This window comes from Candidatus Tisiphia endosymbiont of Dioctria linearis (assembly GCF_964026545.1).
Lineage (GTDB): Bacteria > Pseudomonadota > Alphaproteobacteria > Rickettsiales > Rickettsiaceae > Tisiphia.
On record NZ_OZ032156.1, the window covers coordinates 289,315 to 304,900 of the forward strand.

General features: G+C 33.8%; 21 protein-coding genes, 1 tRNA gene and 1 pseudogene. 3 read left to right on the forward strand and 20 right to left on the reverse strand.

Annotation, left to right across the window (positions count from 1 at the left end; translation table 11 throughout):
• Positions 1-120: 120 nt before the first annotated feature.
• The 15 genes and pseudogenes from AAGD42_RS01315 to AAGD42_RS01385 all read right to left on the reverse strand — a co-directional run bounded on the left by AAGD42_RS01315 (position 121) and on the right by AAGD42_RS01385 (position 9,380).
• A complete protein-coding gene (locus AAGD42_RS01315) occupies positions 121-345 on the reverse strand; it encodes a palindromic element RPE2 domain-containing protein (RefSeq protein WP_341752975.1) in 225 nt (74 codons plus the stop codon).
• A 140-nt stretch (positions 346-485) separates the two neighbouring features.
• Entirely contained in the window at positions 486-854 is a 369-nt protein-coding gene (gene rplL / locus AAGD42_RS01320; protein WP_341749672.1) for a 50S ribosomal protein L7/L12, read from the reverse strand.
• Positions 855-886: 32 nt separating this feature from the next.
• Positions 887-1,396, reverse strand: a complete 510-nt coding sequence (gene rplJ, locus AAGD42_RS01325) for a 50S ribosomal protein L10 (protein WP_341752976.1) — start codon at positions 1,394-1,396, stop codon at positions 887-889.
• A gap of 21 nt (positions 1,397-1,417) precedes the next feature.
• Positions 1,418-2,146 carry a 50S ribosomal protein L1 gene (rplA, locus tag AAGD42_RS01330; protein ID WP_341752977.1) on the reverse strand — a complete coding sequence of 243 codons (729 nt, stop codon included), beginning with the start codon at positions 2,144-2,146 and terminating at the stop codon, positions 1,418-1,420.
• Between the two features lie 3 nt (positions 2,147-2,149).
• The gene (gene rplK / locus AAGD42_RS01335) at positions 2,150-2,584 is read right to left on the reverse strand and encodes a 50S ribosomal protein L11 (RefSeq protein WP_341749675.1); all 435 of its coding nucleotides are present in this window, start codon (positions 2,582-2,584) and stop codon (positions 2,150-2,152) included.
• Between the two features lie 58 nt (positions 2,585-2,642).
• Positions 2,643-2,798, reverse strand: a pseudogene (locus AAGD42_RS01340) (palindromic element RPE1 domain-containing protein); the annotation flags it as partial.
• A gap of 208 nt (positions 2,799-3,006) precedes the next feature.
• Positions 3,007-3,555, reverse strand: a complete 549-nt coding sequence (nusG, locus tag AAGD42_RS01345) for a transcription termination/antitermination protein NusG (RefSeq protein ID WP_341751059.1) — start codon at positions 3,553-3,555, stop codon at positions 3,007-3,009.
• Between the two features lie 5 nt (positions 3,556-3,560).
• Positions 3,561-3,761: a preprotein translocase subunit SecE gene (secE, locus tag AAGD42_RS01350; RefSeq protein WP_341751060.1), complete on the reverse strand. Its 201-nt coding sequence runs from the start codon at positions 3,759-3,761 to the stop codon at positions 3,561-3,563.
• Between the two features lie 21 nt (positions 3,762-3,782).
• Positions 3,783-3,858, reverse strand: a tRNA-Trp gene (locus tag AAGD42_RS01355).
• A gap of 325 nt (positions 3,859-4,183) precedes the next feature.
• Positions 4,184-6,259 (reverse strand): elongation factor G, encoded by a 2,076-nt coding sequence (gene fusA / locus AAGD42_RS01360; protein ID WP_341752978.1) that lies wholly within the window; start codon positions 6,257-6,259, stop codon positions 4,184-4,186.
• An 18-nt stretch (positions 6,260-6,277) separates the two neighbouring features.
• On the reverse strand, positions 6,278-6,757 hold the full coding sequence (rpsG, locus tag AAGD42_RS01365) for a 30S ribosomal protein S7 (protein ID WP_341752979.1): 480 nt from the start codon (positions 6,755-6,757) through the stop codon (positions 6,278-6,280).
• Positions 6,758-6,778: 21 nt separating this feature from the next.
• Positions 6,779-7,165 (reverse strand): 30S ribosomal protein S12, encoded by a 387-nt coding sequence (gene rpsL / locus AAGD42_RS01370; RefSeq protein ID WP_341752980.1) that lies wholly within the window; start codon positions 7,163-7,165, stop codon positions 6,779-6,781.
• A 183-nt stretch (positions 7,166-7,348) separates the two neighbouring features.
• Positions 7,349-8,086: an RNA methyltransferase gene (locus AAGD42_RS01375; protein WP_341752981.1), complete on the reverse strand. Its 738-nt coding sequence runs from the start codon at positions 8,084-8,086 to the stop codon at positions 7,349-7,351.
• Between the two features lie 33 nt (positions 8,087-8,119).
• A complete protein-coding gene (gene ruvC, locus AAGD42_RS01380; protein ID WP_341752982.1) occupies positions 8,120-8,590 on the reverse strand; it encodes a crossover junction endodeoxyribonuclease RuvC in 471 nt (156 codons plus the stop codon).
• A 61-nt stretch (positions 8,591-8,651) separates the two neighbouring features.
• Positions 8,652-9,380 carry a 16S rRNA (uracil(1498)-N(3))-methyltransferase gene (locus AAGD42_RS01385; RefSeq protein ID WP_341752983.1) on the reverse strand — a complete coding sequence of 243 codons (729 nt, stop codon included), beginning with the start codon at positions 9,378-9,380 and terminating at the stop codon, positions 8,652-8,654.
• Positions 9,381-9,699: 319 nt separating this feature from the next.
• Here AAGD42_RS01385 and AAGD42_RS01390 point away from each other — a divergent pair, with 319 nt between their 5' ends.
• Genes AAGD42_RS01390 through AAGD42_RS01400 form a run of 3 tightly spaced genes read left to right on the forward strand, consistent with a single transcriptional unit; the run spans position 9,700 to position 11,121 of the window.
• Positions 9,700-10,500 (forward strand): isocitrate lyase/phosphoenolpyruvate mutase family protein, encoded by an 801-nt coding sequence (locus AAGD42_RS01390; protein ID WP_341752984.1) that lies wholly within the window; start codon positions 9,700-9,702, stop codon positions 10,498-10,500.
• A gap of 20 nt (positions 10,501-10,520) precedes the next feature.
• Positions 10,521-10,649, forward strand: coding sequence for a DUF1674 domain-containing protein (locus tag AAGD42_RS01395; RefSeq protein ID WP_094649133.1), 129 nt, complete (start codon positions 10,521-10,523; stop codon positions 10,647-10,649).
• Positions 10,650-10,671: 22 nt separating this feature from the next.
• Positions 10,672-11,121, forward strand: a complete 450-nt coding sequence (locus AAGD42_RS01400) for a type II toxin-antitoxin system RatA family toxin (RefSeq protein WP_341750678.1) — start codon at positions 10,672-10,674, stop codon at positions 11,119-11,121.
• Positions 11,122-11,187: 66 nt separating this feature from the next.
• On the opposite strand, the gene AAGD42_RS01405 is transcribed toward AAGD42_RS01400, so the two are convergent.
• The 5 genes from AAGD42_RS01405 to AAGD42_RS01425 form a co-directional block, all read right to left on the reverse strand.
• The gene (locus AAGD42_RS01405; protein WP_341752985.1) at positions 11,188-11,904 is read right to left on the reverse strand and encodes a polysaccharide deacetylase family protein; all 717 of its coding nucleotides are present in this window, start codon (positions 11,902-11,904) and stop codon (positions 11,188-11,190) included.
• An 89-nt stretch (positions 11,905-11,993) separates the two neighbouring features.
• Positions 11,994-12,911 carry a protein translocase subunit SecF gene (gene secF / locus AAGD42_RS01410; RefSeq protein ID WP_341752986.1) on the reverse strand — a complete coding sequence of 306 codons (918 nt, stop codon included), beginning with the start codon at positions 12,909-12,911 and terminating at the stop codon, positions 11,994-11,996.
• Positions 12,912-12,927: 16 nt separating this feature from the next.
• The gene (locus tag AAGD42_RS01415) at positions 12,928-13,164 is read right to left on the reverse strand and encodes a DUF2312 domain-containing protein (RefSeq protein ID WP_094649130.1); all 237 of its coding nucleotides are present in this window, start codon (positions 13,162-13,164) and stop codon (positions 12,928-12,930) included.
• A gap of 153 nt (positions 13,165-13,317) precedes the next feature.
• On the reverse strand, positions 13,318-14,571 hold the full coding sequence (locus AAGD42_RS01420) for an MFS transporter (RefSeq protein WP_341752987.1): 1,254 nt from the start codon (positions 14,569-14,571) through the stop codon (positions 13,318-13,320).
• Entirely contained in the window at positions 14,564-15,469 is a 906-nt protein-coding gene (locus AAGD42_RS01425) for a DMT family transporter (protein ID WP_341752988.1), read from the reverse strand. Before AAGD42_RS01425 ends, AAGD42_RS01420 begins: the two co-directional genes overlap by 8 nt.
• Between the last annotated feature and the right edge of the window lie 117 nt (positions 15,470-15,586).

Here is a 15,586-nt window from a genome sequence, read left to right on the forward strand (position 1 = left end):
TAATAGCTTTTTGTTTATATTTTTGTAAAAAATGCAATAGCTTTTGTAGGCACAAAAATATATCTAGTACCATAACCCTCAAGCAAAATATAATATCACACAACAAGTTCATTCCCATTATCAACAATACAAACCTAGATTTAGTACTAAAAACGCTTTCACCAAATATATCATATAGATATCTAAATCCTGTGATCCGTATATACTCTTCTGCTTTAAAGAAAAACTACTATATTCAATTGATGAGAAACTGGTGACGTCGTTACTCGTCGCTCGTCTATTACATATAGGCTTCGCTCCATCATTCCTGCTACCCAATTCTCCTGAATTGATATAACAAATCAAGCTGGATTATTCATGTATACTCTTATGCTTTGAAGAACTAGCACAAATACTTGCGAAAGCAATTCTTCAAAGCATAAGAACACAACCGAAACCAATTGAATTAAGCTATAATTTTCATAAAATAATTGATATTATGTAAATTATTTTAATTCAACTTTTGCTCCAGCTGCTTCTAATTTTGCTTTAAAGCTTTCAGCTTCTTCTTTATTTATACCGGACTTAATCGTTTTTGGGGCAGCATCAACTAACTCTTTAGCTTCTTTTAAGCCAAGACCGGTAAGTTCTCTAGTTACTTTAATGACTTCTATTTTTTTATCACCACTACTAACTAAAACAACTTCAAAGGCTGTCTTTTCAGCTACTACTTCTGATGCTGCAGGAGCTGCAGCTACTGCTACAGGAGCTGCAGCTGTTACACCCCACTTTTCTTCTAGCATTTTTGAAAGCTCTGCTGCTTGAATTACTGTAAGAGTTGATAATTGATCTACGATTTTTACTAGGTCTGTCATAATTTTCTTCCTTTTAAAACTTTTTTATTAAATTAACTTTTATTTGCATAAGCTTGCAAAACTCTAGCAAGTCCAGATGCAGGAGCTTGTATAACTCCAGCAATTTTAGTTGCAGGAGCCTGTAGAACCCCAATAATTTTACCTCTAAGCTCGTCTAATGAAGGCAATTTTGCCAGTTGTTGTACAGAATTGACATCTAATACTTGATTATTTACTAAACCACCAACTATTTTCAAACATTCATTAGCTTTTGCAAATTCTACGATAAGTTTTGCAGCTTCAACAAGGTCTTCAGAATATGCTAACGCTGTAGGACCAGCAAACAAATGTGTAATATTATCAATACCAGCCTTATTGGCTGCTATTTTTGATAAAGTATTTTTAACTACTTTGAATCCCACATTTTTTGCTTTAAGAGACCTACGTAGCGTAGTCACTTGACTAACAGTAAGTCCATGATAATGAGTAATTATCACGGAGTTTGACCGCTTATACACTTCTTCAAGTTCTACGACAAACTCATGTTTCTCTGATCTTAACACCTTAACTCTCCCTGTCGTGTTTTACGATATAGTTGCTAAATCTATTTTTACTGATGGTCCCATAGTAGAAGATAGATATATTGCTTTTAAATAATTTCCTTTAGCACCTGAAGGCTTTGCTTTAACTACAGCAGATATCAAAGTTGATGCATTATTTAGTAAATCTTGTTTGGAAAATGATAATTTACCAACTCCAACATGAATAATACCAGCCTTTTCAACTCTATACTCTACTTGACCACTTTTGGCATTTTTAATTGCCGTTACGATATCCGTAGTTACCGTCCCAAGTTTTGGATTAGGCATTAAGCCCTTTGGACCAAGAATTCTTGCCACTGAACCTATTACTGACATCATATTTGGCGTTGCAATACAAACATCAAAATTAATTTTTCCAGCTTTAATATCATCGATAATTTCTGTGGAACCAGCAATATCTGCTCCAGCTGCTTTAGCTTCTTCTATCTGTTCATCCTTGCAAATCACTGCAACTCTACTAACTTTACCGGTACCAGCTGGCAACGCAACAACACCACGCACCATTTGATCCGAGTGTTTAGGATCTACTCCTAGTTTCATCACCACTTCCAAAGTAGAGTCAAATTTAGTATAGGATACAGACTTTAGTGCTTCTATTCCTTCTTCTAAAGTACGGTTGCTATCCAGCTCTATATTCTTTCTTGCTGCCTGTATCTTCTTACCACCAGTTAACTTTCTATTATTCACAGCATCCTTTTTATCAACTATCATATATTAATCTCCTACTACTTCAAGACCCATAGATTCAGCAGTACCACGAATAATTTTAGCGGCAGCTATTAAATCATCAGCATTAAGATCCACCATCTTAATTTTGGCAATTTCCATACAATCTGACATGGTAATCTTACCAACAAATGCCTCTTTTTTAGTAGCACTAGAACCTTTAGGAATTTTAGCAAATTGTTTTAAATAATACGATGCCGGGGAAGTCTTAGTTACAAAAGTAAAACTATTATCTTCGTAAGCAGTAATTATAACTGGAATAGGCATCCCTGGTTCAACGTCTTGAGTAGCAGCATTAAATGCCTTACAAAACTCCATAATATTAAGCTTCTTTTGACCAAGGGTAGAACCAATAGGCGGGGCTGGGTTAGCCTTACCTGCTGGCACCGTTAACTTAATATAACACTTTATTTTTTTTGCCATTATAATCCTATCTTTATTCATTCAACACCAATTGGTAATTATTTAATAATAATTTACCAATTAGTCTATTAGACCTCTTGCAAAACTCTACTTCTGCTGGTAATTTGTACGTCAATGCGGTACTCGAATCCTCACGTACACTAGAGTACGCTGCGGTTCTCCGTTCCGCGTTTCCTCCAAATTCCTCAGCATAAGCGAGTTTTGCAAGAGGTCTTTGTTTACCTTACACATGGCATTTAAAAGCCATAAGGAAAATAACTTAACGTCATGGCTCAGAACTACTTTAGTAGCTCCTTGCAATAACATCATACGTCATTACGAGACCATGTAATGGTCGAAGCAATCCATTTCTAATCATTTCCCTAGATTGCTTCGTCGGCTTCACGCCTCCTCGCAATGACCATTAATCACCACAAAGCAAACTAACTATTTTTTCTAACTTGCGTAAAATTCAGTTCTATAGGAGTTGCTTTACCGAAAATAGATATAGACACACGCAACTTATTTTTGTCATAATCAATTTCTTCTATAACCCCTGTAAAAGTCTCAAACGGACCATCAGTAACAATTATTGCTTCACCAATTTCGTACAATTTTGAAGTTCTAGCATCTTTGGTTTCAGATTCAAGCTTGCTAAAAATATTTTGTACTTCTTTTTCACTAAGGGCTTGTGGAGTACTTTTACTACCTAAGAAACCTGTAACTTTAGTAACACTTTTTACTAAATGCCAAGTATCATCGGTCATCTTCATTTTAATCAGAATATAACCAGGCATAAATTTCTTCTCAGTCTTAACGTTCTTACCACGCTTAACTTCAGGTACTTCAATAACCGGAACAACAATATCTTCAAAAGATTCTGACATACCTTGCTTAGCAATTTGATCAAGAATCATTTGCTTTACACGCTTTTCTGATCCCGATAATGTATGAATAACGTACCACTGCACCACAATTTTCCTTAAACCTATTCTTTCTACTTCCCAATATTAAGTAAAACCTGCATTATGCTATGTATACCGTAGTCTAATACCAAACAAATTATACTAAAAATAAATACAGCTACTACCACTATAATAGTTGAAGTAATCAATTCCTTCTTACCGAGCCAAACAATTTTATAAACTTCTTGCTTTACTTGCTCATAAAATTTGTAGACTCTATTTTCCTTTAACATATTATACGAACTCATTATATTTGGCAGGAGCGACAGGAATTGAACCCGCAACCTTCGGTTTTGGAGACCGACGCTCTACCAATTGAGCTACACTCCTATCACATTTTCATTAAGAAAGCAAATTATTTCTTAATGAATTATAATCACAGCAATTTTAAAATATACGTCTATTAGCCAAACCACGCAAGTAGATCGAAGCAATCCATTTCTAACTATTTTCCTGGATTGCTTCGTCGACCTTACGGTCTCCTCGCAATGACGTTTGAGGATTACAACATCCCCCAGGCGTCATTGCGAGACCATGCAAGTAGGTCGTGGCAATCCATACTAGAGTAGTTCCTCGCTAATATACGATGTATTGCTATAAATTATATAATATCACATCATATATGATCCACTAATACTTTATGTGAAAAATATTTTTATTTTTTACCCTTAATAGTCTCAGCTACCTGTAACGGCACTTGCTCATAATGAGAGAAAACCATACTATACTGAGACCTACCTTGTGATAAAGAACGCAAAGTACTAATATAGCCAAACATTTCAGCTAGAGGCACATTGGCAGTTATAACCTGTGCATTACCTCTTGGATCCATGCTTTGCATTTGTCCTCTACGACTATTTAGGTCACCAATAATATCACCCATATATTCATTTGGAGTAATCACTTCCACTTTCATAATTGGTTCAAATAACTTTGGATTACCTTTTGGCATACCTTCCCTAAAAGCAGCCTTAGTAGCTATCTCAAACGCTAATACACTTGAATCCACATCGTGGAAGGCTCCATCTATCAAAGTTGCTTTGAAATCAATCATTGGATAACCAGCAACTACCCCTGTATCCTTAATATTATTTAGACCCTTTTCAACACCAGGAATAAATTCTTTTGGTATAGCTCCACCAACGATTTTGCTTTCAAAAAGAAATCCTTCCCCAGCTTCTTGAGGCTCAAATATTATTTTAACCCGGGCAAACTGCCCAGCTCCACCGGATTGTTTTTTATGTGTGTAATCAATCTCACAACGCTGAGTAATTGTCTCACGATAAGCTACTTGTGGAGCTCCAACATTAACCTCAACTTTAAACTCACGTTTCATACGATCAACCATGATCTCTAAATGCAGCTCGCCCATACCTTTAATAACAGTCTGACCGCTTTCTTGATCACTCGACACTCTAAAAGATGGATCCTCAGCAGCTAACCTAGACAATGCCCTTCCCATTTTTTCTTGATCAGCAGTTGATTTTGGTTCTACAGCTAGTTCAATAACTGGCTCAGGGAATTCCATTCTCTCCAAAATAACCTGCTTATCCACACCACACAAAGTATCACCAGTAGTTGTATTCTTAAGACCAGCCAAGGCAACAATATCTCCTGCCAAAGCTTCTTTAACATCTTCCCTTTCATTAGCATGCATCAGCAGCATTCTGCCTACTCGTTCTTTTTGGTTCTTTACCGTATTAATCACAGTAGCACCAGAACTAATCTTACCAGAGTAAATTCTAACAAATGTAAGATATCCAACAAATGGATCAGTCATTACTTTAAATGCTAAAGCAGCAAGAGGTTCAGACGTTGAGATTTTAAAGTCTTTTTCTTCTCCAGAATCAACCTCTATTCCCCTAACGACTCCAATATCAACCGGTGAAGGTAGATAATCAACAACTGCATCTAGCAAGGGTTGCACACCTTTATTTTTAAAAGCACTACCACATAATACTGGGAAAAAAGCTCTATCGATTGTTCCTTTCCTTATTGCTGATTTAATTTCTTCTTCCGTAAACTCTTCAGCTGACAAATATTTTTCCATCAAATGATCGTCAATTTCAGCAACCATTTCAACAAGCAAAGCCCGACATTCTTCAGCTTTCTCTAGCAAATCACTAGGAATATCTTCGTATGCATATTCAGCACCAAGAGACTCATCCTTCCAAATTATTGCCTTCATCTTAACTAGGTCAATAACCCCTTTAAAATTTTCTTCAATACCAACTGGCAACTGAATTACTAAAGGTTTTGCCCCAAGGCGATCTTTGATCATTTCCACACATTGGTAAAAATTGGCACCCATTCTGTCCATCTTATTGACAAAACACATTCTAGGCACTCCATATTTATCAGCCTGTCTCCATACTATCTCTGATTGCGGCTCAACACCAGCCACCCCATCAAATACTGCTACCGCTCCATCAAGAACACGCAGAGATCTTTCTACTTCTATAGTAAAATCTACGTGACCTGGTGTATCAATAATATTAATTCTCTTATTTTGCCAGTAACAGGTAGTAGCAGCAGAAGTAATGGTAATACCACGCTCTTGCTCTTGCTCCATCCAATCCATGGTAGCACCACCTTCATGGACTTCACCAATCTTATGTGATTTACCAGTATAGAAAAGAATACGCTCGGTTGTAGTAGTTTTACCAGCGTCAATATGAGCACAAATCCCAATATTACGAGTATTAGCAAGAGAGAATTCCGTAGTTGACATATAACTTAATTACCTTGATTACGATTTTTTAGGACTAAAATGAGCAAAAGCTTTGTTAGCTTCAGCCATTTTATGAGTGTCCTCTCTCTTTTTAATAGCAACTCCTCTACTATTTGACGCTTCAAATAATTCCTCTGCTAACTTGTCAATCATCATTTTTTCAGAACGTTTATTGGCTGCATTAATAATCCAACGTGATGCAAGTGCATACCCTCTTCTTTCATCGACAGGAGAAGGAACCTGATAATTTGCCCCCCCTACCCTTACTGACGTAACCTCAAGATATGGCTTAACATTATTCATCGCATTATTGAAAGTTTCATAAGGGTCTACCTTATGCTTTTTCTCTATCTTACTAAAAGCAGAATATACTATTCTTTCAGCTAGAGCTTTCTTCCCTTCTTTCATAATATTATTAATGAACCTAGCAAGCAGAGGGCTATTATACTTCATATCAGGCAAGACAACCATTCTCTCTGCGGCATGACGACGTGACATCTTATCTCTCTCTATTTCAAATTATTTTTTTACAGCTTGCTGTTTCGCGGACGTACCATAACGTGAGCGTCCTTGTTTACGATTTTTTACACCCTGAGTGTCATAAGCACCACGTACTATATGGTACTTAACACCTGGAAGATCAGGAACCCTTCCACCTCTTACCAATACTGTTGAGTGTTCTTGTAAATTATGTCCTTCACCAGGTATATAAGCATTGACATACTGCCCATTACTTAAGCGAACACGTGCCATCTTACGAAGAGCAGAGTTAGGCTTCTTAGGAGTGACAGTTTTCACTATTACACAAACACCTTTCAAAAATGGATTGGAATCCAAAGCCGGGGATTTTGTTCTACAAACCTTCGACTTTCTTCCAAAACGTACTAATTGATTATTTGTTGGCATCCAATACTCCAAAATTATTTCTTTTGACTCTTAGGCTCTTGCAATGATAAGAATATATAAGAATCCTTAAAGCTACGGAAAAACTATATAACCTACCACTTTCACTATTAAGAGGCAACAGGTGGAACTATAGCTAATTTTTTTATAAAAGCAAAGAGTTTTTAACAAACCTCGCTATATTAGCTATTTTTGTGAACTTAAAGTTGTAATTACCCCCCTTAAAGTTTGCAGTTCTGCACTAGATAATTTATCTATACGAGTAAAAATATTCATAATATTTTGCGTCATGTGTAATTTCTTCTCAGGAACTTTAAAAAAATTCTTATTATTTAATTCAGTAAATAAATGTTCAAAAAAATATCCTAATTCACCTCTTGACGCTAACTCCTGTTCATTACTAACATTTACTCTCGACTGTTTACTACGAAACAACTCATAACATATAATAATTACCGACTGGGCAATATTCAGAGAATTAAAATCTCCGGTATTAATATTAATAATCTTATGGGCATAAGTAATCTCCCTATTTTGCAAACCACAATTTTCACGACCAAACATAATGCCTACTTTAAGACCTGCCGGACAATCTTGACTTAAATTCTCTGACAGAACATAATCTTTATTGATATTACGTGATGCTACAGTTGTTGCATATAAATAATCAATATCTTCGATACTCGCTTCTAAACTATCATAAATCTTAGCATCATCTATAATATCTATCGCCGATACCGCTACATTACGTGCCCGTTTGTTTGGCCAACCATCTCTAGGCGTAACAATTCTCAACTCTGAAGCATTAAAATTTTTCATTGCTCTGGCAGTGGCACCGATATTCTCGCCCATTTGAGGTTCTACTAAAATAATAATTGGCATGCTCAAATCTTTTGAGCCTGGATGTTTTTGATTTCGCGACATATTCTAATACTTAATTATATTATGTATTAATTTTCAAACTTTTGGGGTGTAAGCAAAGCAAACATAGGCTACCGCAAGAGCATCTGCTTCATCAAAGTTACTGATAGCAACTGCCCCTGGTAGTAAAAGCTTAATCATTTGCAAAACCTGATTTTTTTCAGCGTGTCCATATCCCACTACTGATTTCTTAATAACATTAGGTTTAAATTCTCGAAAAGCAACATCATATCCTCCAATAAGTGACATAACCGCCCCTCTAGCATATCCCAATTTTAAAGATGATACACTATCCATATTAACAAAAGTTTCCTCCATTGCAACAATAACAGGTTGATATTGCATTATTACCTTTTGCAAGGACGCCGTAATGAAAGCTAACCTTTTATGCATCAGTTCACTTGATTTAGTCTTTATCACCCCACTAGCTAAATATTTCAGAGGATTAGTATCAATTACTCCCCATCCCATACCAGCTAAAGATGGGTCAATTCCTAGTATAACCAAAATTACTCTCTCACTAATAGATTTCTTATAAAAATTATCTAATTTTTCAAATTATTTGATACTAAATATCGTTAGTTATAAATAATTTAATTTGTGCTAAACACGTTGCCACGGCAGTTTCAGTTCGTAGAACATTTGCTCCTAGACTTATTGATAAGCTATTGGGTCTCAATGAAAGCATCTTAAGTTCATTTGGTGAAAAACCGCCTTCTGGACCGACAATAACTGAAATATTTGAGTATATAGGCATAATTTTTAATAATGTATTATTTTCATCTTCATTTTCATTAGCATATATTATAGAATTATCTAAGTTCTGATCTAGGAAAAGACCTAGTGACGTTAATGGCATAAGAATGGGTGGTGTTAAACGTTCAGATTGTTCTGTAGATTCGATAATACATTTCATCAATTTTTGATTATTAATATTACGGAATTGAGATCTTTCTGCGATTAATGGAATAATTTTTGTCACCCCAAGTTGTACAGCCATATCTATGGCATCTAACATTCTATCACTTTTAATAATCGATATCCCTAAAGTAAGCTCAGGTTCAACTATTGCTTCTCTTAAAATATTAGTAAGTCTAACACACAAATTATTTTTTGTTATATCGGTAATTTGTGCTATAAATTCACCATCTATACCGTTAAAGATTCTAAAATGATCACCAATTTTTAGTCTTAATACTGTTTTAAGATAGTGACTATGATCTTCTGTAAGATTTAACGAACAGTTTTCAATTAGTTTGATATTGGTATATATTCTATGAAGACAAGAAGTTTTCATAATTTTAACTCCAATGGTCAATTGCTAGGCTCTGTGAACAAAATTTTAATTGTTTAGATTTTGAGTATTTTTACGCGAAAATTAATAAGATTTTTGCCGGAATAGTTAGTTCTATTTCAAAAAAATCTTATAATTTGCAGCTAAAAAGAGTCGAAATCTAGTAATTTAAATTTTGTTCACAGAGCCTAGACATTTTGACTTTTTTATTTATTTCAAAACATGATTTTAATGATTAGAATTATGTTTTGAAGTAAAATATATTATTAAGGAAGAAACAACAATGAAAAAAACTAACTCAAACAGAAGGAGATAATATAGTATGAAAAGAAAATTCACAGAAATAGAAGATAGTTTGTTTAAAACACTTCACAAAAAGGGTAATCCTTTAGTGTTGTATAATGTTTGGGATGTTGGATCAGCACAGATTGTAGAGAAGTCCGGGGCGAAAGCATTAGCTACAAGTAGCTGGGCGGTGGCAAAATCTTATGGTTATGAAGATGGTGAGAAGTTGCCCCTTAAATTAGCCTTGCAAGATTTAAAGAATATTATTGAAAAAGTTAAAGTACCTGTAAGTTTTGATTTTGAATCAGGATTTGCATCGGAGTTAAGTGAGTTAACAAAAAATGTTGGTCTCATAGTTGAAACAGGTGCAGTTGGTATAAATTTTGAAGATCAAATTATTGGGAAAGAAAAAGCAAGATACTCTATAGAAGAGCAATGTAAACGAATTAAAGCAGTTAAAGAAGCTATAAAGGAATCGTTACTTCCTAATATGTTTATTAATGCTAGAACGGATATCTTTCTTCAAAAAGATACATCTGAACATAATGAGCAAGACTTAAAAGAAGCTATAGAACGAAGCAAAGCTTATGCAGCAGTTGGAGCCGATGGTTTTTTTGCACCAGGCTTAGCAAATGATAATTTTATAAAACAATTATGTGAATCTTCACCTATTCCTGTCAACATAATGGTGCAAGATGTAACGACAGTAAAAAACCTTGTTGATTTAGGGGTATCTAGAATTAGTTACGGTCCTTTCCCATATATTGCAGTAATGCAAGAATTGGAGAAATCGGCAACTGAAGTTTTAACATGTATAGATAAAAATAAAAAGACGTAATACAGAGGATTAGTACATTTATGGATAACAAAAAAGATACTACCATAAAAGATAAAAAAGAAAAGCCAGAAGAAATAGGTGGTTTTAAAGGTCAAGAACCAACTATCCACGGAGATTGGCAGCATAAAGGCAGGGTAACTGATTTTTAATGCTACAATTGTAAATTAATTTATGCCAAGTTTTCATCAAGTTAAAATCCTACCATATAATGCCCAAGAATTATTTCACTTAGTTCTTGACGTGAAGTCATATCCTGAATTCTTACCATGGTGTAGGGCTGCTAGAATCGTCTCAGAAAATGAGAATCAAATTATAGCTGAGTTAGTAATTCAGTTAAAAGGTTTTTCAGACAATTATCAATCAAGAATTATCTACTCAAATGATTTAAATAAGCAGAGATACTCCATTGAAGTCGAGGCAATCTCCGGACCATTTAAATATTTAAAAAATTTATGGCAATTTTCTCAAGAAGATATTGGTAGTAAAGTAGAGTTCTTTATTGATTTTAAAATGAAGTTTGCCATAGTTGACAAATTAGTTGGTATATTTTTTACTGATGCTACTGAAAAAATGGTCGATGCCTTTGAAAAAAGAGCCGATAATATGTTGACTAAAGTTTGACTTATGCAGGAAGTCTATTAGTGAGGAGCTACTAAAGTGGCTCCTCACAATTACTTTTGAAGCTTATCAAGGATTATAATTTTTAATAAAATCAAACTTATAATTTTTCTTACGCAATGCACTAATTAAATTTCGTAAATTCTCTTTACCATTAAAGCAATCTTGGAACATCTCATCATGCATTAATAAAATTAATTTATTAGGTAATGCAGTACCTTGTTCTGCAAATTTATTTGCTATTTCTTCTACTAGATGATCAACAGATTGTACAGGACGACCATTATTATAGTGCACCCATTCTAAATCCCATCCATATAGGTAAAAACCATTCTTGTATATAGCATCATCATCTATCTTTTCAACTTGATCTTCCTGTTTTGAAATATACGGATCATCTCTAGTTAAGTTAGGAAGACGGAATACATTTCTCCCAGGAAGTCTAGTATCAATATGGGAACCTTTTAAACCTAGCATATTATTATTCTTTTTAAGATCATTAATTACCGATGGAATATCACGATAAAATTGCTGATAGCGATTATGAGCATGAGAATAACTATGATTTCCTATCTGAATAAAAGGACTTTTCTTAGCTAGCATCACAATATTTTTTGACCAACTACTAGAATCGTGGTGTAATCCTACCATAAACATGGTAACGGGAATCTTCTCCTCAGTCATAACCGTAATGATATTCTCTGTTCCTTTAAGTGGACCATCATCTGAAGTGATATAAATAGTCTGACTTGCGTATGAATAGACAGAATAAAATATACTTGTCATAAATAGTAACAAAAAAAGGTTGAATCTTGTGAAAATTTTTATAATTGTCATTATACTTACCTTAATTAATTAGATTACCCTAAATCAGGTTATTTGGTTATACTAAATTTCTTGGCAACAAATAACATTAGTACCGGAGCAGATATGAAGATAGAAGAATATGTCCCAACTATTATCCCAAAAAATACTAATAAGCTAAAGCTATGAATAGCTTCTCCACCAAATATTACCAAAGCTAGGTTTGCCAACAAGGTTGTCACAACTGTTAAAATGGTTCTAGACAAAGTCTCATTAATACTCTGATTAATAATTTGTGGCATTGTTTTCTGATATGATTTCCGTAAGTTTTCTCTAATTCTATCATAGATAACTACTGAATCATTGACAGAATAACCTATTATGGTAAGAATAGCCGCTATCGAAGTTAGATTAAAATCTAACCTCATCACACTCATAAAACCTAAACTTAGTATAGCATCATGTAACAAAGCTATCAGTATACCAAGACCAAAATACCACTCAAATCTAGCCCAAGTATAAGCCATTATGGCAAGAAAAGAAAGAATTAGAGCCGTTATTCCTGATTTTATCAAATGAGCTCCAACTTGTGGACCAACAAAATCTACTTTACGATATTCAAATTTATAAGGAAATTGGTTGCTTAAAGTCAATTTGATCAGCTCAATATTGTGCATTAAAGTGTCTTCACTATTGCTACCAACTCGTATCGACAAATCATTCTGGTTACCAAAATTTTGCAATACTACTTCACCAATCTTAAGGTTATTAAGTACTTCACGCATTTTGGTTAAATCAGGCGATTGATCAAGCCGCACTTCTATAACAATTCCACCAGAAAAATCAATACCAAAATTAAACTTATAAATTCCTATCCATATAATGCTCACAAGAGACAAAATAATGGACATCGTATAGCTTACTTTTTTAAATCTGATAAAATCAAAATTAACTTGCTCAGGTAATAGTCTTAACGGATATAATTTCATTATTAAATTCTTTAATTTATATACCTAAAGCTTGCCTGTACAATTCTAAGATTGCGTCTTGTTCAGCCAGCTTATTTCTATCGAGTTTTTTTAGTTTTAACACAGACTTCATAGCCTTGGTATCAAAACCACTGGAGCTGGCTGCATCAAATACATCTTTTATTGCTTCAGATAATTCAGCTTTTTCTTGTTCAAGCCCTTCTATTTGATTTATATATTGTTCTAATTGTTCTTTAGCTATCACTTCTGTCATAAAATTAAAATTTTTTGTTTATCAAGACATCATAATTATACCATATATTTAGTTAACCCTTCTCGGTTTATCTATAGTATATATTATTTTTATTAGCCACTAAGTAATTTATAGATAATTTTGCTATAAATGCTAGAAAAATCTTTAAAATAGTTATGACACCGTCGAACGATCCTTATAAAAATACAGAGCTATTAAACTTAAAATAGCACAAGCAATTATGTAATAAATAGACGAAGTAATTGTACCAGTTTCCTGTACAAGATATGCTATCACTAAAGGCGTTGTACCACCAAAAATACTAGTTGCTATATTATAAGATAATGATAAAGCCGTATTTCTGACATTGGTTGGATAGAATTCAGCTTGCAATGCAGGCTCAGGACCAATATAACAGGCAGCTAAAATTGATAATACTATTTGAGATATAATTATAACACAAAAATCGCCAGTTTCAATTGCCTGTATCAAAAATGGGATAACTAAAATAATTACCAATAAATTGAATACAAAAATTTTCTTGCGACCAATTATATCCGACAAATAGCCAGAACATAAAGTAACAATTGCCATGATTATATAACAATAATTAGCTAAGTTATTAACTTCATCATTAGTAAAATTACGATTTATCTTCAAAAATGACATGAGATAAGTAGCTTGTAAATAAAATAGTACTGAGCCTGTGGAATTGATAAAGATGGATATTATCATATCAAACCAATAGACAGAGATAACTTTTTTTAGAGGAGACTTTAATATTCCACCATCTTCCTTCATACTTTGAAAACTAGGAGTTTCACTTGTATATTTCTTGATATAAAGTCCAGCAAATAAAATAAAGATTCCTAATAAAAATGGTATTCTCCACCCCCAATCATCAAATTGCTCTGCTGATAACAGGCTTTGTATGCACTGCGAAATTCCTGAACCAAACAATAAACCAATACAAATACTGGACATTGATACGCTACTACTAAAACCACGGTAGGCTACACCTGCATGTTCAATAACAAATGAAATTGAGCCAGTAAGTGCTCCGCCCATTGATAAACCTTGCAACATTCGAACTAAAATCATCAATATAGTTGCGGTAATACCTATCTCGTCATAAGTTGGTAATATACCAATTAAGGCTGTTGGCAAAGACATACAAAATATAGAGGCACTTAAAGCAGTTCTTCTGCCAAAACGATCTCCAATCACTCCAAAAAACACCCCGCCTATTGGTCTCATTAGATAACCGAGAGCAAATGCCTCAAAAGCATGTAATAAAGACGAGCTAGGGTTTGATCCAGGGAATAATTTTGCCCCTATTATAGGGGCAAAAAGACTAAATAGTGCGTAATCATACCATTCAAATGCATTTGCTATACCGCTTGCAAAAACTAATTTACGTTTATTCATGCGATATTTTATCATTTTGCATCATATTTTCTTGTGTAATATTATCTTTCTCAGAATATATTATAAACAATGTTGCAGGGATTACTATCAGAGCCCCATATAAAGTGCTACTTTCAGGAATTTCATTAAAAACAATATATCCAGCTGATGCTGAAATGATTAACTCTAAATATCTATAAGGAGCGATGGTAGTAGCATCAACTAAGGCGAAAGCCTTTAATAGAAAGAATAAAATTAAACTGCCTCCTGCTCCTAAAATAAATAGCAAAACAAATTCTGAAACATTAGGGGTTTTCCAATACATTATTGATGGTGGTATTGATACTAAAGATGTTATTAGAGCAGAATAAAATAACATGCTAATCATTGATTCTTTTACTACAAATTTCTTGTTGATAATATCTAACATAGCAAAAGATATAGCAGCTAATACAAAAATTAATATTTGTGGATTAAAATCACTAGCATGTGGTTTCAGAGTAACAACAATGCCAATAAAGCCGAATAAAGTTGCCGCCCATCTTTGCCAAATAATATTCTCATTTAAGAAAAATACTGCTAAAACCAAGGTAAATAAAGGTATAGCTAGGCTAACAACTGTAGCAGTAGTCACTGGTGCAAGTTGTAAGCCATAAGTCCAAGATGTCATACCAAAAAATAACAAAACCCCTCTTGCAATATGGACAAAAGGACGATTAGTTATTAAAGTCTGTTTCCCGTAATAAAAAATAAACGGCACAAGAATTAAAGCACTAAAGAGAAAGCGAAAAAAAGCTACCTCAAAGCTATGTAACCTGAATCCAAGATATTTTGCCGTTATATCATTAGTTACACTAGTTATCATACTTAATACAAACCAACCAATACCAATAAAATAAGTGTTTAATTTATTATTCATATAGACCTAAAATTTTTTAGTTTATTTGTTTTTTATACTTAGTGTTTCTTATATTTAGTGTTATAGTATCATCGTTGTTAGACAAGTTTAAAAAAATCTTATTATCATTTGATTTCC